We start from the raw sequence: 24,622 nt of genomic DNA on the forward strand, positions 1-24,622 counted from the left end.
CTATGACAGGAAGCCAGATTATAAGAGATTTAAAAATTTCAGTTTATGAGCTTTTAGAATATGGAAGGCTGCTGGAAGTAAACCTGAAAGATCCCAAAGTTGAAATTTCAAACCAGACTTTTCAGCAAATTAAAGATTTACATAATAATGAAATAACCAGAGACCGCGTTTTTGAAATAGCAATGACCCAAAAAGCAGATGTTATTGGAGCCTTTAGGGATGATCAAGTTTATAAAATTCCAGCTAAGATAAAATGGTTTGGAAATGAATCTACGGGTGGTGATTATGGTTTTTTAGAAGCCCCCGTATTAGGAGATGTCTTTTTTCATTATGACGCCGTAGAAAATATCGAAAGGGCTAATTTAAGATCTGAAAAATTTGTTTTGGCAGAGTTGCCAAAGAATGATTTTGAGATAAATAAAAAGAAATCAGCAAGTAAAGTATTGGATTTAGAAGCAGAAAAAGATATTTTCTTTATGCTTCACTGCTTCTCACGAATTTTCAGATCGGCTACTGCCAATCTGCGTAATTATAATGAAGGGCCAGATACCATTCTGGAACAGTTTCATAAAAACATACACGAGCTTCAGTTTGATATAGGAGAGACTGAAAGAATTTATTTTACAAAGCTTGTTTTACAACTTATCCGGGAAAAATATATTCCATATAAGGTGAATATTCACTTTGAAAGATTAATTCGGGTATTCAAGAGTGAAAACTTCACACCTAAAAATAAGGAAGAGATAGATGAAATTACCAGGAAGTTTATACTCAAAGAGAACTATAATTTTGGCGAATTTAATTTTGTCCTGGAATTTAGAAACTTTTGTGATCTAAATATAGATTGGGAACTCGATGAGTCTATTCGTGAGGTTTCTCCAGAGAAGGATTTATATTATTGGTGGAGCAAACATAAACTGAATGTTCCTGTAGTCTATATTTTAGATAATATAATCGAAAAGGTAATTCTAACTCCCGAGGGTAGTAAGAATAGTTTAGATAGGCTTTCTGAGGAGGAGCTTAATGAGTTATTTAGAAAGGTATTTCAAAATATCTTAAATGATCAAGAAAATAGATATACCTCAGAACAGATAGGTGGTTTTGTTAAGCTTTCATTTGACTTCAATAAGAGTTTGGATTTAAGTCTGTTGGGGGAAGAAAGATTATTTGAATTATGGAATGGAGAATATATAGATTATTTCCCTGTAAATGCTGTAAGAGCATACCTTAAAAATAAACGAAAAGAGGAATTAGAATCAGAAAAGGATACTCTTTTTATATCCGTAAAAAGAGCTAGAGAATTTATAAAGAAACTAGATTCCCAGCATCTTCGAGATTTAGTGGCATCTATAGCTCTCGATGATGATAAAATAAAAACTCCGGCACAGTTTGCGGAAATTAAATATTTATTTGACAATTTAGGGAGAAGTAAAGCCGAGGAAATCGGTATAGTTGATTTAGCGCTTGAGTATTCTAATGAATTTTATAAGCTACAATTATTTATTGCAGATTTCACAGATAATATAGACTATGATGAAGCTGTCCTTTATACCGGAATTTTAGAAAGTAAAAAACAGAAGCTGTTTTTTAAAAAGCTTATTAAGCTAATAGAAGAAAAAAAGCTTCAGCTGAGTCTGGAAGATTTAAACAGGGTTATTACTATTGATTATGAAACCAGTGAAGGCGCCAGGGAAATAGATGGTGTTGGCCTGGATTTTAGTTTAAGTGTTATTCTTAAAATTCTAAATGATTTAAAGAGTAAAGAGCTTACCAAAACAGAAACTATATTTAGTATTGTTGCAAGTCAGATAAAACGGCCCAGTGACCTGTTGGTAATTGATGGCTTTTTTGACTCATGCGATGGAAGAGGTATTATTGAGCCAAAAGAAAAATCACCGGGAGATGATGCTATTACACAGGAATTTAGAACTGTAAAAAGTGAAAAGCGGAAACCGAGGTTTTCGACGATTTGCGATGGTAGAAAAGCCATAAACAGGGCCACCGGAGAGCCATCTCTTTGTCAGAAATCAGGAAAAGAATTTTGGTGGTGTGAAAATGATAAATGCTTTGAAATTGCCAGAAAACCTCATAAGCCCTTACACTGGAAAGATTATAGTTTGGCCGATATTTTACGGGTTCTGGAAATAGAATACAATGAAAATCAATATGAAAAACTACTTGGAATTATTAATCGGGCGAATAGGTATTTTGAACATCTCAGCTGTCGAAAATGTAATAAAATTCTTAAACCGGCAGATAAGGACAATTACGGTTTCTATAGAGTAAGTAATTTTCAATGTCAGGATAAGGAATGTGAGGAGCACAATAATATTATTTACTTATCACACTGTGCTAATGGAGCTTGCCAGGATATTGTAGATAGCAGGGATTCGGTAAAATGCAAGCCTGAAGGTTACCATCAAAACTGTGGATGGTATATCTGTAACAATTGTTTTGCCTGTTGTAGCTCTGAAAAAATTAGCGGCAGAGTAAATGCTTATAATTTTTCCGGTCAAGAATACAAATGCCATACCGAGGGGCATCGGGACAAAGGGATATTGTGCTGTAATAAGTGCGGAGAGGAAATGACCGAGAAGGAACAACACGGCAAACTTTATAAGAAACAACTAGATTGGTTTATCGAGCAAAAAGAAAACCATAGAAATATTGTGAAATATGGTACGCGTCGAGATGGGAAATGGTGGTTTATTTGGAGCCAGGGGACTTTTTCTTTTGAGGATTTTAGAAAACATTTAAAAAACCTGTATTCTACTGGGTTTAATATACCCGATTATAATATTTTAGAAAATACTACGCAGTTAATTGCGGAACCATATCGAGAGAATAACGCACCAGTTTTTATTTGCTCTTCCTGTGATAATATATATAAAACTACAGATTTAGAGGAATTTGATTATGCCAGGCAAAACAGTATTTCTAAATATCACAACAGAATTTTTACCAATCAGAATGTTGAATAATTGATCTATGAGCAACTTTAATTTTCTACAAAAAGAATTTCCGGGCATCTATAAAGAAGCTTTCAATGCAGAGAATCATACTTTTCGGGAGCCGAGATACTCAGCGCTACTTTCAAGAAGTACTTTAGAGAAAGCTATTTATTGGCTCTATGAAAATGATGTAGATCTTGAATTGCCTTACGATACAAAATTGGGAGCTCTTCTTCACAATCAGGATTTTAAGGATATCCTAAAGCCTACAATGTTTAGGGAACTTGATGTTATTCGGCTTGCTGGAAATAATGCAGCTCACGGTAAGAAAGTGAGTCAGTATGAGGCTCTTCAATCTATTAAAAATCTATATCGATTTTCATCTTTTATCAGCGTTTACTATAGCGAAGAAAATCCGGAGATTCCTTTATTTAATGAAGCTATAATTCCACATGGGAAAACTGAAGATCGTAAACTAAAGGAAATAAAACAGGTTGCCGAGAAGCTGCAGGAAGAACTAAAGCAAATGAAAGCCGAAGCCGAAAAGCAAAAAGACCTTTCGGCTCAAAATGAGCTTTTAAATCTTCAGCTAAAGCAACAAGAAGAGAAACTAAAGACCAGAAAAGAGGAGCGTAAAAAGACTACAGATCCCGATAAAGCTATTCCGCCTTTAACTTCAGAAGTTGAAACCCGTAAACAATTAATAGACTTGCTGTTACGAGAGGCTGGCTGGGAAAATTTAGAGACTGGAAAAGACCTGGAATTTAAAGTTAATGGTATGCCTCCTTCCACCAACCCAAGCGGAATTGGTTACGTAGATTATGTGTTATGGGGTCGCAACGGTTTACCTTTAGCTGTAGTAGAAGCAAAGAAAAGTCTCTACGATGCTGCAAAAGGAAAACACCAGGCTTTTTTGTATGCAGGCTGTTTAGAGAAAGAATTTAACCAGAGGCCCATAATATTTTATTCAAATGGTTTCGAAACCAAGTTATGGGACGATACCTTTTATCCTGAAAGAGAAGTTCAGGGTTTCTATACGCAGGATGAATTGCAGCTTCTTGTAGACAGGCGGCAATCCAGAACTGATATTAGGGAATATATAGCTAATCCTGATATTGCCGGCAGGCCTTATCAGCTTGAAGCAATTCAAAGGGTGTCTGAAAGTTTTGTTACTTTAAAAGATAGTCAATTAAAGGGTAAAGCCAGAAAAGCTTTACTGGTAATGGCTACAGGTAGCGGAAAAACCCGTACTGCAGCTTCTATTGTAGATATGCTTACAAAATCTAACTGGGTGAAAAGAGTGCTTTTCCTGGCAGACAGGAATGCATTAGTTACTCAGGCTAAAAATTCTTTTAAAGAGCACCTTCCTCATCTTTCTGCAATAGATCTTACCAAGGAAGTTGAAGATACCGGGACCAGGATGGTTTTTTCTACCTATCCTACTATAATGAACAAAATAGATAGTCTTAAATCTGAAGAGGGTAGATTCTATGGTGTGGGACATTTTGATCTAGTTATAATCGATGAGGCACACAGGTCAGTTTATCAAAAATATAGATCTATTTTTGAATATTTCGATAGTCTGCTTATAGGATTAACTGCAACCCCTAAAAAAGAGATAGACAAGAATACCTATTCCCTGTTTGAAATTGAAGATGATAACCCAACCTTTTCTTATGAGCTTGATCAGGCTGTAAAGGATGAATTTTTGGTTCCTCCAAAAGCTATTGAAGTACCCATAAAATTTCCACTGGAAGGTGTGAAGTATAAAGAACTCCCGGAAAAGGACAAAGTGCAATATGAAGAGCTCTTTGGGGATCCTACTACCGGAACAGTAAGTATAGAAGAAATTGACAAAGGAAAAATAAACACCTGGCTATTCAATAAAGATACGGTAGATAAGGTGTTAGCTCATTTGATGGAAAATGGTATTAAAGTTGGGGGCGGGGATAAATTAGGGAAAACAATCATTTTTGCTAAGAACCATAAGCACGCAATTTTTATTGAGGAACGTTTTAATAAGAACTATCCGGAATATGGAGGTTCTTTTCTAAGAGTGATAGATAACCAGGCCGATAAAGCTCAAGATTTGCTGGAGAAATTTTGCGATGATAAAGAGGAAATGGAACCTCAAATTGCGGTTTCAGTAGATATGATGGATACCGGAGTAGATGCACCCCGGGTAGTAAATCTTGTATTTTTTAAAAGGGTAAGATCGTATTCTAAATATTGGCAAATGATTGGCCGGGGTACAAGACTAAGACCAAATCTTTTTGCGCCCAAAGAAGACAAAGAGCATTTTATGATTTTTGACTTTTGTGCCAATTTTGATTTTTTTGAGGAATTTCCAGATGGAATCTCTGCTACCACCAGCAAACCTCTTTCTCAACAAATCTTTGAAGCGAAATTGGATCTTGTGATTACCCTTAGAAACAAGTCAGATACTTCTGAGCAAGAAGATCAGTTAATGACAGATTTCACCAATAACCTTCATAAAACCATTAGTGATCTTAATGAAGATCGGTATTTAGTAAGAAACTCCTGGAGGCAAGTTAAAGAATATAAAGACAGGAAGAGGTGGGATAATTTAAGTAAGGGAGATGAAAATGATATTAAAAAGCACCTCTCTAAACTCCCCACGTTTAAAGATGATGAAGATGAACTAGCGAAAAGATTTGATCTTCTAATTCTTAATTTGCATCTCGCTTTATTGAGTGGTAGCCGAGCGCAGGAGAATTATATAAATAGAATTTATTCTATCGGAAATCAATTGGAGAAAAAACGAAATATTCCTGCTGTAGCAGCTAAAATTAATACAGTTAGAGAAATACAGGATATGGAATTTTGGAAACAGGTTTCCTTAATGCAATTAGAAAAAGTAAGAGAGGACATAAGATCTTTAATCCAGTTTATTGATAAAGAAACTCAGGATCCGGTTTATGCAAATTTTGAAGATTATTTAAACAAGGACGGTGTAAAAGAAAGAGATATTCTGCCTACTTACACCCGTATGAAGAGTTACAAGGATAGGGTGGAAGCATTTATCCGAAAAAATAAAAATCAGTTAGTAATAGACAAGCTTTACAAGAACATCCCAATAACTGAAAAAGAACTTAAATCTCTAGAGAGCTTTTTTGCCAGTGAAGAATTAGGTTCAAAAGAGGAGTTTAAAAGTCAGCTTAATGGAGAACCGCTGGGCAAATTTGTTCGAAAAATTGTAGGTCTGGATGTGCAGGTTGTTAACCAGCTTTTTAGTGATTTAATACAGGATGAAAATCTCAATGCTAACCAAATAACCTTTATACAAAAGGTAATTGATTACCTGAATAAAAATGGAACCTTAGATAAAAAACTATTGTCTTCTTCAGTTTTGGTGCAATCCTATGAGAGGGGGATATTAGATTTATTTAAAGGAGAGAATGAAAGGATAAGTAAGATTATTTCTATTGTAGACAAGGTAAATGAGAATGCGGGGATAGCATAAGGTTGAGAGTTTTATTGTAATAAAAAGATTATGAGTTTCCATCCAAAGAAAATAAAAGAAAAACATGTAATAGCTGCAGTTTCAAAAATCCAAACTGAGCAACCTGAGTTAAGACCTTCTACCAGATGGTTGGTTAGAATTGGAGAGGATACTTATCCTCCGAAAGAAATTATGCAATATGCAAGAGAGCAATATGATGGTTCGGATTATTGGAGCTATGGAGGAGGCCCGCCTACTAATAAATATTTAGAAAGAATGGGTTTCGAAATTCTAGATATGAATACTGGAGCCGATCCATTACAAATATTTATCAATAAATATAAAAAGCATTTAGCAAAAAATGGCTTAATGGACGAGGCTTATAAATGGCAGTTAGTAGAAGAATACAAAGGACGACCAGATATAAGAAAAGAAGATTTAGAAAATGAACTTAGATCAATTAATTTCTCAAATTTAGTATATGGAAATGCCATTACGGCAATGCGCCATATTGCTAATCAACGAACCGAAGAATATCGAGAATGCTTCTTAAAGTTATTTAATGAAGAAAATTCACTTAAGGATAGGATTCAAAGTTTTGATAATAAAACCTCGGAGCTTTTCCATTCAATATTTCCAGAAAACAATTTAAGTCATCATCAAGATGAACGAACTATATCGATCTTTTTGTCATATCGGTTTCCAGATAAATACACATTTTATAAAGACTCCTATTATAAAAAGTTTTGCAAGGCTTTAGGAATAAAACATAAGCCCAAGGGGCTAAAATATATTCATTATCTAGAGTTGATTAATGGTTTTATAGATGATTATATTTCTAAGGATCAGGAATTGCTAAATATGGTAGAACAGTTGCTGCCGGACAATGCCTACAAAGATGATAATAATCTTCTATTGGCACAGGACATCCTTTATACCGTATTGGATAAAAAAAATAAATCTGGAGATGAGGATTCAGGAATTGATGATATAGAAGAAAACAATTTAGAAATTATGGGCATACCGCTTAATCAAATTCTTTACGGGCCTCCGGGAACAGGTAAGACTTTTAAAACAAAAGAGTTAGCTCTCAATATTGTAGAGCCAGATTTTGATACAGAAAAAACTGATGCTCGGAATGAGATAAATCAGAAATATGAAAGTCATTATAAGAAGAAGAGCATCCATTTTACGACTTTTCATCAATCCTGGGGTTACGAGGATTTCGTAGAAGGAATTAAGCCAATACTTAATTCAACTGAAAGTGATTCAAACACAGTTAACTATTGTATTGAAGCTGGTATTTTTAAAAAGTGTTGTGCTTACGCTGCACACAACTGCTACAAATTGATGAAGGAACAGCAGAGAAACTCATCAATTGAATACGATTTTGATGAATTGTATGAGGCTTTTATAGATCAGTATAGAAATATTGATTTTGAACCAACATTCCCAACATTGACTGGTCGTGAAGTTGAGATTTTCGAAATAAATAAAAATGATTCGATAAGGGCTAGGGCAAAAGGTTCAACATCTATTCACGTTGCGCCTCTAACAAAAGAAAATATTCAGAAGCTATATGATTCTTATCCAGACATTGATGATATAAATAATCTTCAAGAAGTTAAGGAAACAGTTGGAGTGAGTCCTAGAACTACAGAATTTTATGCGATTTTTAAAGGATTAAAAGAATTTGAGAATCAAAAATTTAAACCGGTAGAAAAAGAAAATACCGATTTAGAGGTTAATACGGTAGATGAAACTGATATTATTAAAAAGTTTGATGCCGGTGTGTACAACAATGCCGTTATTCAATTTTCACAGAAGGCCAATCCTGTAGTATTAATTATTGATGAAATTAATCGAGGAAATGTATCTGCTGTCTTTGGAGAATTGATAACACTTTTAGAGAATGATAAAAGATTAGGTGCAAAGGAAGCTCTAAGTGTTGAATTAGCATATTCTAAATCAAATTTCGGAATCCCGTCCAATCTTTACATAATTGGCACAATGAATACAGCCGATAGGAGTGTGGAAGCTCTTGATACGGCCTTAAGAAGACGTTTTTCTTTTGAGGAAGTAATGCCTGAAGCCGATTTATTGAATCACATAAATTTTGAAGACTTCAATTTGGGGGATTTATTAAATAACATTAATGAAAGGATTGAAGTCCTATTGGATCGAGATCACACGATAGGTCATTCTTACTTTATTAAAATAAAAAGTGGAGATATTGATGCTTTGCGTGAAGCTTTTGAAAACAAAATCATTCCATTACTCCAGGAATATTTTTATCACGATTATGAAAAAATTGCTTTGATCCTTGGCGAGGGCTTTGTAGAGCGAAAAGAATCAAATGTGAGTTTTGCTAAATTCGATAACCTGGATAAACCCGAGTTACTTCATTCCTATGAACTGCGAAAGAATATAGGTGATATTGAAGCTGCTATAAGAAAACTTCTAAATAGAGGTGATGAAAAAGCAACGTGAGGTTATTAAGGTTTTTGAGTATGAGGTTTTAAAACTGGGAGATAAATTTAAAAAGAGTCACTTAAAAGCTTTTTCTAATTTCAATGCCTTGCATGAAGATCGGTATTTCGATATCCGTTACAATGGGATCAGGTTTAAAAACTTTGTAGGTGTTGTGCAGGTGGATGGACTTACGGTGGAAATCCTTCCTAAAATAGATTCCCGGGAAACCGACAAGGATCTTTGGCAGGATGTGCTTATCGAGATGCTTAAAACCACCAAAAAATTGAAGGTTCAGAAAATAGGGCAGGCTAATGTCAATAGGCAGAACATTCATCTTTTGGATATCTATTTTGAATGGTTTTTGACGGAAATAGAGTTACTGATAAGACAGGGGTTAATCAAGCAGTATTATACAGAGGCAAAAAATGTAAATGCCCTGAAAGGAAAATTGGAATTTGCAGGGCATATTAGGAAAAATCTTATTCATAAGGAAAAGTTTTATACCACGCACCAGATTTACGAGAAGGATCATCTGATTCATCAGATCCTGGGACTGGCGCTTTCTATTATTGAAAGTTTCTCTAAAGGCACTTATCTCTACTCCAGATGTAAATCTGTACAACTGGATTTTCCAGAGGTAAAATCGATAAAAATAAATCATACTACTTTCAGCCGGATTAAAAAGTCGAGAAAATCTACACCTTATAAAACTGCCCTGGAAATTGCTAGGTTTATTATTCTGAATTATGCACCAAACATATCTTCAGGGAATGAAAAAATGCTTGCATTACTTTTTGATATGAATAGCCTTTGGGAGGAATATGTGTTAGTTAAGATGAAGAAAGAGGCTTTGGTGTTGGAAGATACAGAAGTATATGGGCAAAGCTCTAAAGAGTTCTGGCAGGGAATAACTATCCGACCCGATATCGTGGTTAAAAAGAAGGATAAGGTATATGTGATCGATACGAAATGGAAAAACATTCAAAATTTCAAACCTTCTACTCAGGATCTCCGTCAAATGTATGTTTACAATGATTATTGGAAGTCTGTCCAATCGATGTTACTGTATCCTGCTACTAAAACCATTGTCCCCGATTTCAAGAATTTTAAAACAAGGGATCATCAATGCGCTGTGGGACGGTTAAACATAATTGAAAATGGTAAATTAAATGCAGAGATTGGGAAAGAGATTTTGGAGTGGTATGACTTCTCTGATGTAAAGAATTAAATAACATTATTTCCTGATTTTTTATGAAAATACTTCTCCTCTAAAAATTTTCTTAATTTTTTCTTAAAAAAATATTAACTTGCCCGTTATTACAAGACCCTACACATCTTTAAATAACTAATCAAAATTTACAAATGAAAAAAATTACACTTGTATTCTTAGTGTTGCTATCTATTCTTCCTAAAAACATGCAGTCTCAAGGTGAAGGAGAGGCCATTGCTGCAGTCGCCGGTGGTTTATTAGCAATTGGCGCTGGTGTAGCAGCGGTAGAACAAATGAAAGAACAGGCTGAACTTACAGCTACTCAATGGATCTTGGAAAATCAACCTAATCTTGAAAGTTTTTCACTTAAAACACTGGATTTCGATGGAAAAAAACTTAAGGATATGTCGTCCGCATCCGTAATGACCTTCAAAATTCAAGAGTTTGAACCATCGGACAAACCTGACCTTAATGGTAAGAAACAAATACTTTTCGGTTTTACTAGCTATGGCTGGATTAGCGAGTATGGGATCGATTTCACCAAGGTTAAATGGCATCTTATCGATGCAGATGAGTGGATGAATATGATGATAGCCTATGCCAAGGTATCTTCTGATAAATCTAATGAAAACCTTATCGAAGAAACCTTGAGAGATGGTAAGATCGTTAACAAAGGGGTGAAAACTAGAAAAGGAGAAGATATTCCATTTTATAAATTAGATGGCGATATGTACCTGGTAACAGATTATTCTCCTGAAATGAAAATAATTTATAATGAAAAATCTCTTGGAATATTTTTGAAAGAAACCCGGGATTTAGTTCAGATAAGCCGTGGAGCCATCATTGATATTCACGAATTCTTTTATGAAGGTTAAAGTTTACTAGAGTCTATATCTTCTGAACTCCAAAACTTCTCTTTTACGGTTATCCACAATTTATTTTAAGTTCTAACTTTTAACTTGTGGATAACCTATTATCTATTTAAAACATGAAAATAAATTTACCTTTAGTATTATTCCTTTTTACAATTTTTATGGGTAAAGCTCAATCCTGTGATGAACTTCTGGCAACCGTTAAAGAGTCCGGGTATGGAACCACTTATACAAGTTATGATAGTGATGCGATCTCTAAAGTTACTTTTTATGATCTCAGGATAGATTATGAGACTTTCTATTTCGCAGTGGTTTGCTTTAAGGAGGAATATTCTTTGAGTTGTTCTGAATATCTCTACCAGGTAGGTTCTAATACCAAGCTCAATTACTCGATGAATTATTTGAACAGTGCCGGTAAGGCTTTTTGGAAATATATTGAACCTTATAGTGAAAATCTTAGTTGTTCACCGGATTTTAATTGAGATTTTCAGAAACTTTGGTCAATAAAATGAGCTTTATATTATGGTCCTATTTAGTTTGATATTTATTCCGGTTTCAGCTTAGGAACTGAAGCAAAGAGTAAAAAAACAAAACCTTATATCAGTAGGTGAATAAAATAGCTTAATAAGCGACGAAGCTAATTGAATTTTGCTTTAATAACCTTGCGGTACGTTTCTCCTATTGGTAAGCGAATATCTCCATCCAAACAAATACTATTGCCTTCAAGCATTTTTATTTTTCCGGAAGGAATAATATATGACCTATGAATTCTTTGAAATTCATTTTTTGGTAGCCTCTCTATAATATCCTTCATATTCTCGTGCGCTATTATTTTATCGGTTTTGGTGTGGATCCTGATATAATCCTTTAGACCTTCAATATATAGAATTTCTTCAGGAATTATTCGATATACCTTTCTCTCTGCTTTAATATAAAAATCCCTGCTTTCAGCAGTGTAGTTAGAAGCATTTTTAAAAGAGTTCTGCCAGGCTAAATATTTTTCGACACTTTCATAAAACCGCTGAAAAGTAATAGGTTTTACCAGGAAGTCAATAACCTTATACTTAAAAGCATCTAAGGCATATTCCTGGTAAGCGGAGGTGATAATAAAATTATGATCGGAATGATTACGCATTTCCATAATTTCCATACCGCTAAGTTCAGGCATCTGAAGATCTATAAAAACTAAGCTATTCGTGTACTCCTTAAGAAGCTCGAGAACTTTATAAGTATCACTTCCTGCATAAATAATATTAAGGCTGGAAACCTTTTCAGCATAATCCTTTAGTAAACGGACTGCAAAAGGTTCGTCATCAAGAATTATGGTATTAATTGATTTTTCCATCGAGCTTAATTTCTAAGTTGGCACTAAAATTTTCTTGATTTTGGTTTATCACAAAAGAATGCGCATCGGGATAATTTATAGCTAAGCTTTTTCTAAGATTATCCAGGCCTATTCCGCCTAATTTATCTTTTTTCTGGTTACTAATTTTATTAGTGATTTTAAACAAAAGCCTATTACCGGTTTGCTTAAGATCCAAAAGAATTGGGTTTTCCTTATTATACTTTCCGTGTTTTAAGGCATTCTCCACCAGAGGGCTTAGTAAAAAAGGAGGTATTTGAACTTTGGACTTATCTACAGTAATTTCAAAAATTACAGTATTTTCATCTTCGTGCCTTAATTGGTCGAGTTCAATATAAGATTTTATATAATTAATCTCCTGCTGTAAATCAATCCTCTCTTTGTTTGTTTCGTAAGTGGTGTATCGCATCAGTTCCCCCAGTTTTTCAATGGCCGGCAGCGCTTTATCAGATTTAAAATAAACAAGAGAATAAATATTATTAAGGGTGTTAAACATAAAGTGGGGGTTGAGTTGAGCTTTTAGGAACTTTACTTCGGTTGCACTTTTTTCTTCAATAATATGTTTATTGTATTCCAGGAGTCGAACATTAAAAATCAAGATCCAAAGTATGGAACTAATTATTAGCGGGAAACTTCCATAATATAGATTATCATAAATATAGTAGCTAATAGAAGTTCCTTCAAAATAATTACCGTGGCCGATAAATTGTTCAATTAAGACTTCTTCCAGGATGTATCTCAGGAAGATAAATACAATAAATCCAGAGGCAATACCGATAAGAATTCTTTTCCAATTGAGCTTTTCAAATACCTTTGGAAGGATGAGTATATAATTAAAATAGAAGGTGGCTAGAAAAACGATACTAGCTGAGATCTCGAAGATATCTAATTTTCTGATGTTAAAAAGATAGGGGTTTTCAAGATCAAATTGAATAAGCTCGAAGTAAGTAAAGAGTAACCAAAAAAGGCCATGTAAAAGGAACTCTTTTCTTTTAGTCATTGCGCCGATATAGGGAAAAGGTTTCATAAGTGTAAAACTAAAACATTCTAAGCAGGAGTAGGGACGGGTTTGTCGAAAAGTAGAAGGGGTTTGTAGAAAAGACCATTCCGCCTCCCATATAATTATGATTTTTGAGGAAACTTAAAAATTAAAGAAATGAGATTTACATTGATTATTATGGTGCTTCTGAGTATTCAGTTACAAAGCCAGGAATTACAAGATCCAATAAAATTTGAAAACACGGTTAAGGTATTAAATATGGGGACTTTTCATATGGGATATACTCCAGATGCTACTACTACCGAATTCGATGAGCACGATCAAAGAAATATTGATAAGGTTCATCAAATTGCTCAGTCCATTGCTGAATTTAAACCGACTGTAATTATTGTAGAAACCTTGCCCGATAATAATGAAGTTCTACAGAGTAATTATAAAGATTATCAGCAAAACCCTGAAATGAATTTTAAAAATCCTTCAGAAGTGGAATTATTAGCATTCGAAGTAGGTCGTCTGGCGGGCACTAATCGTATTTACGGGATAGACTTTAAAGAAGGGTATAACTACAGAATCGGAGAGAAAATAAATGACAACTACGGGTATGAAACCTACCGGAAATATTTCTCAGTATTAGATTCCTTACAGAAGCAATATCCTGAGGAAAAAATGTCTGTGTTGCAAAAATTACAAATGAGTAATACCCCGGGATATAAAGATATGTTGCTCAATATGAATGCTGATATCTTAACTCATATTTCAACGGAAGGAAATGCAGAAGGAGCAGATGAAGCTGCAAAATTGTATCATCGGAATTTAGTTATGTATTCCAATTTTAATCAAATCGAATTAAATGATGATGATCGTGTCTTTATCCTTATGGGAACTACCCATACTGCTTTTTTTGATATGTGGTTAAAAAGGAGCCCAAAATATGAAGTAATAAATACCAATAGTTATTTGAAATAATATGGATCTAAACTTATCCATTAAGTGAATAACCAAATTAAGAAATTTTAAAAAAATAAAGCCAGGCGAACGCCGTTTTTGATTTCCTATGAAATTAATGCTAGCCTGTAATGGATAGGGCGGAGAGGAATTAACCTGGTTAATTCTTTCTGCTGCTTCAAAGGCCTGGTTATTTGATCTTATGGAAATAGGTATGGCCACCCCAATAATGGCTGCACCACTCCGGCTAAGGTCCACGGGGCATCCTGATTGGAAGAAATCCTTAATGATGTTAACTGGCATAGGAGAGAACACTAGAGAACTCAACTTCTAGGTAAAAGTATTGCTTCACCACACTAGTGAAATAACCGGTAAATTGACTTTAAAGCTTTTTTTTTACTAAATTACGTAATTATCAGTTAAAATAAAAAAGACTGAATATTTGCTAACATTTTTTCACTTTTTCTGACATGTTAGAAATAGGTTTGTACCTAAATTGTACCTCAAAATACAGGAAGTGTAGGTAATTCCTGGAAAGACGATTTCTGTATTGGAAAGTAAAATTCATAGAAAGGTTTTGAACTTATTCATCTAATAAATTTTTAAAATTTAGGGGGAGTCTCCTTAAATATCAAACTAATTAAAGTTCCTTTATTTTCCTTACTGGTAACTTGAATTTTCCCGCCGTGTAGGGTCATAATCTGTTTGGAAAGACTTAATCCAATGCCGCTGCCTTCTTTTTTTGTAGTGAAGAAAGGAACGAAAATCTGGTCTTTAATTTCCTCAGGAATTCCCGGTCCATTATCGGTGACCGAAATTACCACCTGCCCGTCAAATTTCTTTTCAGCTAAAACCTTTACTTTTGGGTTAGGAATGTTTTCACAAGCCTCCGTGGCATTAAGGATGAGATTTATTAAAACCTGTTCCAATAAATAGGCATCTGCTTCCACTTTTAAATTGGCATCATTTAATTCAAAATGTAAAGTTATATGCTTGCTCTTTCCCGGTTTTAGAAGGTTTTGTAAATTTTTGAATAACTCACTTAATTGAATTTGCTCTTTGTCAATATTAGTGACTTTACTCAAACTGCGATAGGTTTTTGCAAACTTCAGCAAACCTTCGCTTCGTTTTTCAATGCTGGATAAGCCGGCATTAAGATCTTCAATATTCAGGCTATTTTCCTTCGGATTTTGCTCATGCATCTCTGCCTGAAACTTCAGTGTACCAGCCAATGAAGAAATAGGGGCGATGGAGTTCATAATTTCGTGCGTCATTACACTCAGCAACTTTTTCCAGGCTTCAGATTCAGTTTTATTCAGGGTATCTTCAATATTATGAAGCACAATTAATTTAAATGATTTTTCTCCAACATTGAAAAGCGCATTCGATATTAAGACTTTAATGGTCTCTTTTTTAATTGGTATTTCCAGGGCGTTTGCTTCGGAATAAAAAATTTCAAAAAGAAGTTGGTGTACTTCTTTATTTCTACTTTTAACAAAACTGATATTTTTAAAAGAAGGAAAATCTAAAGAAGCCTGAAAAGCTTCATTCGCCCAAAGAACTTCGCCGTTTTTTGTGTTATAAGCGAGAATCCCAATATCAATAAGTTCCAGTATTTTTTGCAAATACAGATATTGCGTTTCTTTTTCTGAATTTATTTCCCGCACCACCTTGTTCACGGTATTAAAACCTTGATATAAAGACTGAATATCCGGAGATTTGTTTTTCTCTATATAATGCCGGGAAAAATCTCGGTATTTAATCGATTCAAAGAAATCTTCAATAATATTAAAACGCCGACTTAAGAAACGGAAAAACTCATAAGTGATAAGGGTTAATAAAACCAGCGATCCTGTGCCGAGCAAATAATATGTTTCCAAGGCAGAGAATGCTAAAATCCCAATGACGATAATCAAAAGAAAAATCCGAATAAAGACCCCGGTATGATAGCTTTTAAAGGTCATATTTCTCCAGTCTTCTATAAAGTGCGGCTCGTGTAATTCCAAGTTCTTTCGCCGATTTGGAAATATTCCCCCTGTTTTTATCGATAACCTTTAAGATGGTATTCTTTTCGACAGTTTCAAGGCGGGTATCTTCAATATCATTACTTTCAGTTTTACTTTCTATTGCTGAAAAAGAAAGGTCGTTTGCACCAAGCAAAGTGCCTTCAGCCATGATAACCGCACGCTCAATCACAAATTGCAATTCCCGGATGTTACCTGGGAAGTTGTGATTTTTCAATTTACTCAAAAACCCTGGGTCTAATTTAAACGGACCTTTCGCATATTTTTCAGCATAAAGTTCCAAAAAATGTTTGGAGAGTAAGGTAATATCTGTACCTCGCAATCGTAATGGCGGCACAATGATATCTACCGTGTTTATTCGGTAAATTAAATCTTTTCTGAATTTAGCTTCATTAGATAATTCTGAAATATCCAGGTTGGTGGCGCAAATCAGCCGAATATCTATCGGGATCACTTCATTAGATCCTAGCGGACTAATTTGCCGGTTTTGAAGTACAGTGAGTAATCTTGCCTGTTGGCTAAGACTTATATTCCCTATTTCATCAAGAAAAAGTGTTCCGCCTTGAGCAGCTTCAAATCTACCTTTCCGGTCTTCTCTGGCATCGGTAAAAGCACCTTTTTTATATCCGAACAATTCACTTTCAAATAGGGTGGAAGTAAGCGCGCCCACATCCACTTTTACAAAAGGCTTGTCTTTTCTATTTGAATTGTCGTGAATGGCTTTTGCCACCAGGTCTTTTCCAGTACCGTTTTCACCCAGGATTAAAATATTGGCATCGGTAGGGGCTACTTTTTGTATTTTCTGAAAAACTTCCCGAATTTCAGCGCTTTCCCCTATTATTTTAGATCCGTCGGTGTTGGTTTTTATCGATTTTCCTTTGCTTTTCCTGTTTTGAAGCATTTCCTGCAAAGATTCGATTACCTTTTTATTCTGCCAGGGTTTCACTATAAAATCGGAAGCGCCTTCTTTTAAAGATCTTATGGCAAGATCGATATCACCATAAGCGGTAATGAGAATAACATCGGTATCGGGAGTAATTTCCTTAATTCGCTTAAGCCAAAAAATACCTTCATTTCCCGTATTTACGAGCCCGTTGAAGTTCATATCCAAAATCACCACATCAAAACTGGATGAGGTGAGAAGGGAATTTATATTTCCGGGTTGTTTTTCAACAGTAATTTGAGCAACAAAAGGTTTTACCAAAAGGCGAAGCGCGGTCAGTACGTCCGGATCATCGTCAATAATAAGTATTTTGGCATTCTTAAGTTGCATAGCTACAATATTACAATTTAATCAGAAAGCTTCAGAATTTCAACAAGACAAATAACCACCACAACAAAATTGTATTATAAGCGAACAGCAGGTGTTCGAAAATGAACACTTTTTATTCATTGAAAAACGCTAAATATATGATTTACAACCGCTTAGTTTTATGGCACTGTATTGTCTATAAACTAATAGGAAACAAATTATTTTATGGATATACCGCTTAAAAAGAAACGCTTTACCACTAAAAAGATCGCCATTATAGGAGGATCGGTTTTAATCGTTGCACTAATCGTGTTCGTATTAATTTCTTCTACAGGAAATTCCAAATTGAATGTTGAAAAAGAAAGGATAAGCATTAGTGAAGTAAAGAAAGGAAATTTCCAGGAAAATATACCAGTGAACGGAGCAGTACTGCCAATAAAAACCATTTACCTGGATGCCGTTGAAGGTGGGCGCGTAGAAGAAAAATTTGTGGAAGATGGGGCCTTGATGAAGGAGGGAGAGCCCATTCTAAGGCTTTCGAATACCGATTTGGAATTAAGCCTGGTCAATCAGGAAACCTCGGTGTATGACTTGCTCACTCAAATGCAAATTTCGCAAACCGCTGCCAGGCAAAACACTATTAACCGATTAAACCAATTAACCGATGTTGAAAATAGCTTAAAGGAGGCCGAAAGGGTTTATAAATTAAATTCACGCCTACTGGAAAAAGGAGCTATAGGCAAACAGGAATACCTGGAATCTCAAAATAATTACACCTATCAAAAAGAAAGGATGAAATTAGCAAAAGAGGTTATGGAGCAAGATTCGATTGCTACTAAGCAGGAAATTAATCAAAGTAGGGAATCTTATCAACGCACTCAAAAGGCGCTTGAACTTATGCAGAAAAAAGTAGAAGACTTGGTGGTTAGAGCGCCAATAGATGGCCAGCTTACCTCATTGGATGCTGAAATAGGTGAGTCAAAGACCAAAGGGGAGCGCCTGGGACAATTGGATGTGCTAAGCGGGTATAAAATTAGGGCGGAAATAGACGAGCATTATATTTCAAGAATTGTAACTGGTCAGGAAGGAACATTCACAAGTAACGGAAAAGAAGCCCTACTGGAGATCAAGAAAGTATATACGCAGGTAAATAATGGCAGGTTCCAGGTAGATATGGAATTTAAGGAAGAAGAACCAAACGGCCTGCGCCGCGGACAAACGTTTCAAATTAGGCTGGCCCTTAGCCAGGAAAAAGAAGCGATATTAATTCCGAAGGGCGGATTTTTTCAGCAAACCGGAGGAAACTGGATTTTTAAATTGAGTGAAGATGGAAAAACGGCGTATAAAGCGCCCATTCAATTAGGGAGTCAGAATACCGAATACTATGAAGTTTTAGAAGGGATTGAACCTGGTGATAAGGTAATTACTTCCAGTTATTCTAATTTTGGTGATATTGAAGAATTGATTTTAGAGTAAGAATATTAAAAATAAAATTAAAAGATAAATCTGATCAAAATGATAAAAATTACTAACCTCGAGAAATACTATCAAACCGAAGAGGTTCAAACCATAGCACTTAATAAACTTTCATTCGAAGTAAAAGAAGGGGAGTTCGCCGCGATTATGGGACCTTCAGGTTGTGGGAAATCTACCCTATTAAATATTCTTGGACTGTTAGACGATCCAGATGGCGGTAGCTATTTGTTTAATGGAATAGAAGTGGCCGGTTATAACGAAAGAAAGAGGGCACAACTTAGAAAGCATAATATCGGGTTTGTATTCCAGAGTTTTAATCTGATTGACGAACTAAGCGTTTTTGAAAATGTGGAACTTCCGCTGATTTATACTGGGGTAAAACCAACAGAACGCAAAGAAAGAGTACATCAGGTTTTGGAGAAAATGGGCATTATGCACCGTAGGAAACATTTTCCACAGCAACTATCGGGCGGACAGCAGCAAAGGGTGGCTGTTGCCCGGGCTGTGGTGAACAACCCCAAACTTATTCTTGCCGATGAACCTACCGGAAACCTGGACAGTAGCAATGGGAACGAAGTGATGGATTTGCTAACCGAACTCAACGAAGCGGGAACCACCATCATCATGGTAACACACAGCGAACACGACGCTAAATTCAGCCATCGAATCATCAGGATGCTGGATGGTGAGAAAGTAACAGAGAATGTGTTGGTGTAAAAAGCTCTCTCTAACTTCCCTGAAGCGGGAAAAGAAATGAATGTAGAAGTTCATCAATCAATAAACGGACAATTATGATTCGGAGTTATATTAAAATGGGATTAAGAGGTTTAAAAAACCAAACCTTTTTTACTCTTATCAATACCTTAGGGCTTGCCATAGGAATGGCAGGTGGACTATTGATTGCACTTTACATTTATGAGGAACTCAATTATGATAAGATGTTTGCCGATTCTGACCGTATCCATAGAATCGATATGGAAATCAAATTTGGTGGAGCAGAGATTAAATCCGCTGAAACGGCTCCACCTTTGGCTGGCACGGTAAAGCGCGATTTTCCCGAAGTTGAGAATACAACCCGATTTAGAATCCTGGGGAGCAATCTTTTTAGAAACGTCAAAAAAACAGACAATATCAAGGAACTCCATACCACTTATGCTGATTCTACATTTTTTGAAATGTTCGGTTTAGACCTCATTCAGGGCAATAAAGAGTCTGCACTACAAAAACCCAACACATTAGTCATGACCAGAACGGCTGCAGAAAATCATTTTGGTAGCGTAGACGTTGTGGGTAAAAAACTCCTCCTAAATAATAAAGAAACTTATTTAGTAACTGGTGTTATGGAAGATCTGCCCGAAAATTCTTTTCTTAAGGATTACTCCATATTCATGGCCATGGCGGGTAACGTGGCTTCCCGCGAAGATATCTGGGGCGGCAATAATTACTTCACTTTTATAAAGCTATCGCCAGGTACCAACCTGGATAACTTCCAATTACAACTGGACGGTTTACTAGAGAAATATGTTCTTCCCTGGGCTGTCAAAACCTTTCCGGGTATGACTGCGGAATCCTTTGCCGCATCTGGAAACTATATAAGATTCCACACCATACCGCTAACTGATATTCACCTTCATTCTGATAATAAGATCGAGATGTCTCAGAAAGGAAACATACAGAACATTTACATCCTATCGTTCATAGGTTTCTTCCTGGTTTTTCTAGCCAGTGTAAATTTTATGAATCTCTCTACGGCAAATTCTCTCAAAAGAGCTAAAGAGGTTGGGATACGCAAAACGCTTGGCTCCAGTCGAAGACAACTAATTATTCAATTTTTGACAGAGTCTGGCCTAGTGGTTTTTGCATCTATGATACTGGCTGTGATCGTGGCTTACATAGCTATGCCATTTTTTAATGACCTCGCTGGTCGTAGTATATCCATTCCTTTTGACGAACCTATATTTTATGCCTGGCTAATTTTGATAACGATCATTTTAGGGTTAATCTCGGGCAGTTACCCGGCATTTGTTATTTCTAAATTTGTTCCCGTAGATACCTTAAAAGGAATAAGGGTACAAGGCACCAGTAAATGGAACATCCGTAGTTTTTTAGTAGTTTTTCAATTCAGCATAGCAGTATTCTTAATAGTAGGGACACTAGTAGTTTTTCAACAGTTACAATTTATACAGGGTAAAGATTTAGGATTTGATAAGGAACAGGTACTCATTATCAACGACACTTACGCTGCCGGGGAACAAATAGATGCACTGAGAAAGGAAATACTTAATTTAAGTGCGGTTCAAAATGCGACCGTAAGTAGCTTTATGCCAGTGCCATCTTCACGTTCCAGCACTTCTTTTTTTCAGGAAGGAAAAATGGATCAACAATATGCCATACAAACGCAGATCTGGAAGGTTGATGATCATTACCTCAATACGCTTGACCTTGAGCTTATCAGTGGTCGCAATTTCAATGGACATTCCATTGCAGACTCAACGGCAGTCATTATTAATGAATCCACACTCACAACCCTTGGTTTGAATGCAGAAGAAGCATTAGGGGTTAGAATCACCCAAGAAGTAGAATTGGGTGAACCTTTATATTATAATATTATAGGGGTGGTTAAAGACTTTCACTATGAATCGCTAAGGGAAGAAATAGGTGCGCTGGGGTTGTTTATGGATCGATCTACAGGCTCTATTGCTGTCAAGTTGAAGACAGCCGACCTTACTGACGTGATTGCAAGTATAGAAAATATTTGGTCAAAGATGGCGCCTGGTCAGCCTTTCGATTATCGTTTTATGGACGCTGCTTTTGAAACGTCCTATAAGGAAGAACGTCGACTGGGCAGCATTTTTATGGTGTTTACCTGTCTTTCCATTTTTATTGCTTGTTTGGGTCTTTTTGCTCTGGCAACATTCAATGCTCAGAGAAGAACAAAAGAAATTGGCGTGCGAAAGGTTCTAGGTGCCAGTGTGAGTGAGATCACTTTAGGTCTCACTACCGACTTTCTTAAGTTGGTAATTATCTCGACCCTTTTTTCCCTGCCTCTAGGATGGTATTTTATGAGCATATGGCTTCAGGACTTTTCATATCGCATCCAGATCGGGTGGAAAATCCTGGGCTTTTCAGCGCTGCTAGTCATTTTTATTGCTATCGTTACTGTAAGCTTCCAGGCCATTAAAGCCGCAATAGCAAACCCGGTAAAAAGTTTAAGAACAGAATAAATCTTTAAAATGATCAAGAACTATTTTAAAATCGCATGGCGGAATATCTATAGAAATAAAGGCTATAGTGCCCTAAATATTTTTGGATTAGCTATAGGAATAACTTGTGCAAGTCTTATTTTGCTTTGGGTAGAAGATGAGGTAAATTTCGATGAGGGAATTAAAGATAAAAATTTAGTCTTTAATGTTCCTACCAATCAGAAATATGATGGAGCGTGGCGTACTTTTTTTATGGCAACCCCGGGACCCTTAGCTTCAGTTCTAAAAGAGGAAATTCCGGAAATAAAAAAAGCTGCCCGACTTCGCGATGAAAACTTTCTTTTTAGCGTAGAGGATAAAGCCATAAAAAGTAAAGGAGCTTATACCGATGAAGATCTCCTAGAAATATTCGATCTTAATTTTATTGCGGGCAATCCAAATGAAGCCTTTAAAAATAAAAATGGAATTGTACTAACACAAATGCTTGCAACTATACTTTTTGGGAGTAACGAAAAAGTTCTGGGTAAAACAATACAGGTTGATCAAAAAACTAATTATACAATAACTGGAATTATTGAAGATCTCCCTGAAAATACTACTTATTCATTTTCATGGTTAGTTCCTTTTAGAAATTTTACCGATGGTAAAGAATGGACCCAGGATTATGGAAGCAATTTCACGGACACTTTTGTAAAATTAGATCCAACAGCAGATGTTGAAAAGGTAGATAAAAAAGTAAGGGCTGTTCTTCCAGCTAAAACTGGTGACAAAGAAACTGAAGCAATTTTGTTCTCCGCGAAAGACTGGCACCTGCGGGGCTATTTTAAAGACGGTAAAATAGCTGGCGGACGAATTGAGTATGTACGCTTGTTTAGCTTTATTGCACTAATCATTTTAATCATAGCCTGTGTCAACTTCATGAATTTGGCAACCGCCAGGAGTGAAAAACGTGCTGGCGAAGTGGGTATGCGCAAAGCCCTTGGCTCAGGAAGAAAACAGTTAATTTTTCAATTTACTACCGAGGCTATTTTGAACGCAGTACTAGCGGGAATTTTAAGTATCGTAGCGATTATCATAATACTTCCAGAATTTAATTCTCTGGTAGATAAGAATCTAAGTTTAAACCTCATTCTTCCTTCACATATTCTTTCATTGCTATGCATATCACTTGCCTGTGGGATACTGGCGGGTTTGTATCCGGCTTTCTATCTTTCTAGCTTCAAGCCAATTGATGTTTTGAAAGGGACTCGCAAAAAAGCGGGAAGTGCTTCCCTAATACGTAAATGTCTGGTTGTGGGACAGTTTGCGATTTCTGTAATCTTAATAGTGAGTACTATCGTAGTTTATGAGCAAGTTCACTATGTGAAAAACCGAAATATAGGTTTACAAAAAGAAAATTTGATAGAAATTCCGGCTGCTGGTGGTGAAATAATCAAAAATTTTGAATCGATTGTACAAGAATTAAAGTCTTCTGGTACGGTTGAAAGCGCTGGTCTTATGAATTCTCAAATTTTATCTGGCGGAAATAATACTTCAAGTGTAAGTTGGCCTGGACGACCTAATGATAAAGATATCCTGATCTCTTTTAGAACTATTACCCCTGAATTTTTAAAAGCTACCGGAATGAAATTAAAAGAAGGAAGGGGGTTTGGTAATTCCCAGGCAGCTGATAGTAGTAATGTTTTAATATCTGAAACTTTCGCCAAACTAATGATTACTGAAAACCCAATAGGTAATAAAATACAATGGCAGGAAGAAGAATTTACTATTACTGGAATAGTTGAAGATTATTTATATGATGATATGTATGGAAGTAGCGATCCTGTGATGTTCTATCATCAAGCTGAAGGTGCGGATTATATGTATGTAAAACCAAAACCAGGTATATCAACAACCCAAGTTTTAGAAAACGTGGAAGAAGTTCTTAAAACACAGAATCCTGGTTTTCCTTTCGAGTACAGGTTTGTTGATGATGCTTTTAATGCCAAATTTAAAAGTGAACAGCTAGTAGGAAATTTATCTCAGATTTTTGCTTTAATAGCGATAATTATCTCGTGCATGGGGCTTTTTGGACTTTCTGCTTATATGGCTGAGCAAAGAAGAAAAGAAATAGGTGTACGTAAGGTTTTAGGCTCTAGTGTTCTAAATATCGTCAAATTACTGTCTAAAGATTTTTTAATATTAGTAATTATTGCACTTCTTTTTGCGATACCACTAGCTTGGTTTATTATGCATACCTGGCTACAAGATTATGCTTACAGAATAACTATTTCAGCGTGGATATTTGTATTTGCGGGAGGAAGCGCCATAATAATTGCCTTACTAACCGTAAGCTTCCAGGCCATTAAAGCTGCAACTGCAGATCCAGTAAAAAGTTTAAGAACAGAGTAA

General features: G+C 35.7%; 15 protein-coding genes. 11 read left to right on the top strand and 4 right to left on the bottom strand.

Annotated elements, in window-relative coordinates; genetic code table 11:
* Positions 1 to 2: 2 nt before the first annotated feature.
* From FG27_RS15400 to FG27_RS15425, 6 genes are all read left to right on the top strand, one after another.
* Positions 3 to 2,981 carry a cold-shock protein gene (locus FG27_RS15400; RefSeq protein WP_037320642.1) on the top strand — a complete coding sequence of 993 codons (2,979 nt, stop codon included), beginning with the start codon at positions 3 to 5 and terminating at the stop codon, positions 2,979 to 2,981.
* 7 nt (positions 2,982 to 2,988) lie between these two features.
* Entirely contained in the window at positions 2,989 to 6,435 is a 3,447-nt protein-coding gene (locus FG27_RS15405; RefSeq protein WP_037320645.1) for a DEAD/DEAH box helicase family protein, read from the top strand.
* A gap of 30 nt (positions 6,436 to 6,465) precedes the next feature.
* A complete protein-coding gene (locus FG27_RS18750) occupies positions 6,466 to 8,904 on the top strand; it encodes an McrB family protein (protein ID WP_051935884.1) in 2,439 nt (812 codons plus the stop codon).
* Positions 8,888 to 10,114 carry an McrC family protein gene (locus FG27_RS15415; RefSeq protein WP_037320648.1) on the top strand — a complete coding sequence of 409 codons (1,227 nt, stop codon included), beginning with the start codon at positions 8,888 to 8,890 and terminating at the stop codon, positions 10,112 to 10,114. Before FG27_RS18750 ends, FG27_RS15415 begins: the two co-directional genes overlap by 17 nt.
* A 134-nt stretch (positions 10,115 to 10,248) precedes the next feature.
* Positions 10,249 to 10,971, top strand: coding sequence for a hypothetical protein (locus FG27_RS15420; protein ID WP_037320651.1), 723 nt, complete (start codon positions 10,249 to 10,251; stop codon positions 10,969 to 10,971).
* 113 nt (positions 10,972 to 11,084) lie between these two features.
* Positions 11,085 to 11,450 (top strand): hypothetical protein, encoded by a 366-nt coding sequence (locus FG27_RS15425; protein WP_037320654.1) that lies wholly within the window; start codon positions 11,085 to 11,087, stop codon positions 11,448 to 11,450.
* Positions 11,451 to 11,605: 155 nt separating this feature from the next.
* Here FG27_RS15425 and FG27_RS15430 read toward each other — a convergent pair whose 3' ends face one another.
* Both FG27_RS15430 and FG27_RS15435 read right to left on the bottom strand, forming a co-directional pair.
* On the bottom strand, positions 11,606 to 12,313 hold the full coding sequence (locus FG27_RS15430) for a LytTR family DNA-binding domain-containing protein (RefSeq protein ID WP_037320658.1): 708 nt from the start codon (positions 12,311 to 12,313) through the stop codon (positions 11,606 to 11,608).
* A complete protein-coding gene (locus FG27_RS15435) occupies positions 12,297 to 13,358 on the bottom strand; it encodes a sensor histidine kinase (RefSeq protein ID WP_037320671.1) in 1,062 nt (353 codons plus the stop codon). Before FG27_RS15435 ends, FG27_RS15430 begins: the two co-directional genes overlap by 17 nt.
* Positions 13,359 to 13,487: 129 nt before the next feature.
* On the opposite strand from FG27_RS15435, the gene FG27_RS15440 reads away from it, so the two are divergent.
* Entirely contained in the window at positions 13,488 to 14,297 is an 810-nt protein-coding gene (locus tag FG27_RS15440; RefSeq protein ID WP_197051693.1) for a DUF5694 domain-containing protein, read from the top strand.
* 581 nt (positions 14,298 to 14,878) lie between these two features.
* On the opposite strand, the gene FG27_RS15445 is transcribed toward FG27_RS15440, so the two are convergent.
* Together FG27_RS15445 and FG27_RS15450 are read right to left on the bottom strand one after the other, a co-directional pair.
* Positions 14,879 to 16,282, bottom strand: a complete 1,404-nt coding sequence (locus FG27_RS15445) for a PAS domain-containing sensor histidine kinase (protein ID WP_369794125.1) — start codon at positions 16,280 to 16,282, stop codon at positions 14,879 to 14,881.
* Entirely contained in the window at positions 16,230 to 17,573 is a 1,344-nt protein-coding gene (locus tag FG27_RS15450; protein ID WP_037320678.1) for a sigma-54 dependent transcriptional regulator, read from the bottom strand. Before FG27_RS15450 ends, FG27_RS15445 begins: the two co-directional genes overlap by 53 nt.
* Positions 17,574 to 17,777: 204 nt before the next feature.
* On the opposite strand from FG27_RS15450, the gene FG27_RS15455 reads away from it, so the two are divergent.
* From FG27_RS15455 to FG27_RS15470, 4 genes are all read left to right on the top strand, one after another.
* Complete coding sequence (locus FG27_RS15455; protein WP_037320680.1) at positions 17,778 to 19,028, top strand: efflux RND transporter periplasmic adaptor subunit; 1,251 nt, start codon at positions 17,778 to 17,780, stop codon at positions 19,026 to 19,028.
* Positions 19,029 to 19,067: 39 nt separating this feature from the next.
* Positions 19,068 to 19,745 (top strand): ABC transporter ATP-binding protein, encoded by a 678-nt coding sequence (locus FG27_RS15460; protein ID WP_037313935.1) that lies wholly within the window; start codon positions 19,068 to 19,070, stop codon positions 19,743 to 19,745.
* Between the two features lie 74 nt (positions 19,746 to 19,819).
* Positions 19,820 to 22,252 (top strand): ABC transporter permease, encoded by a 2,433-nt coding sequence (locus FG27_RS15465; protein ID WP_037320685.1) that lies wholly within the window; start codon positions 19,820 to 19,822, stop codon positions 22,250 to 22,252.
* 9 nt (positions 22,253 to 22,261) lie between these two features.
* Positions 22,262 to 24,622, top strand: coding sequence for an ABC transporter permease (locus tag FG27_RS15470; RefSeq protein WP_037320686.1), 2,361 nt, complete (start codon positions 22,262 to 22,264; stop codon positions 24,620 to 24,622).

The sequence above is a fragment of the Salegentibacter sp. Hel_I_6 genome (assembly GCF_000745315.1).
GTDB lineage: Bacteria > Bacteroidota > Bacteroidia > Flavobacteriales > Flavobacteriaceae > Salegentibacter.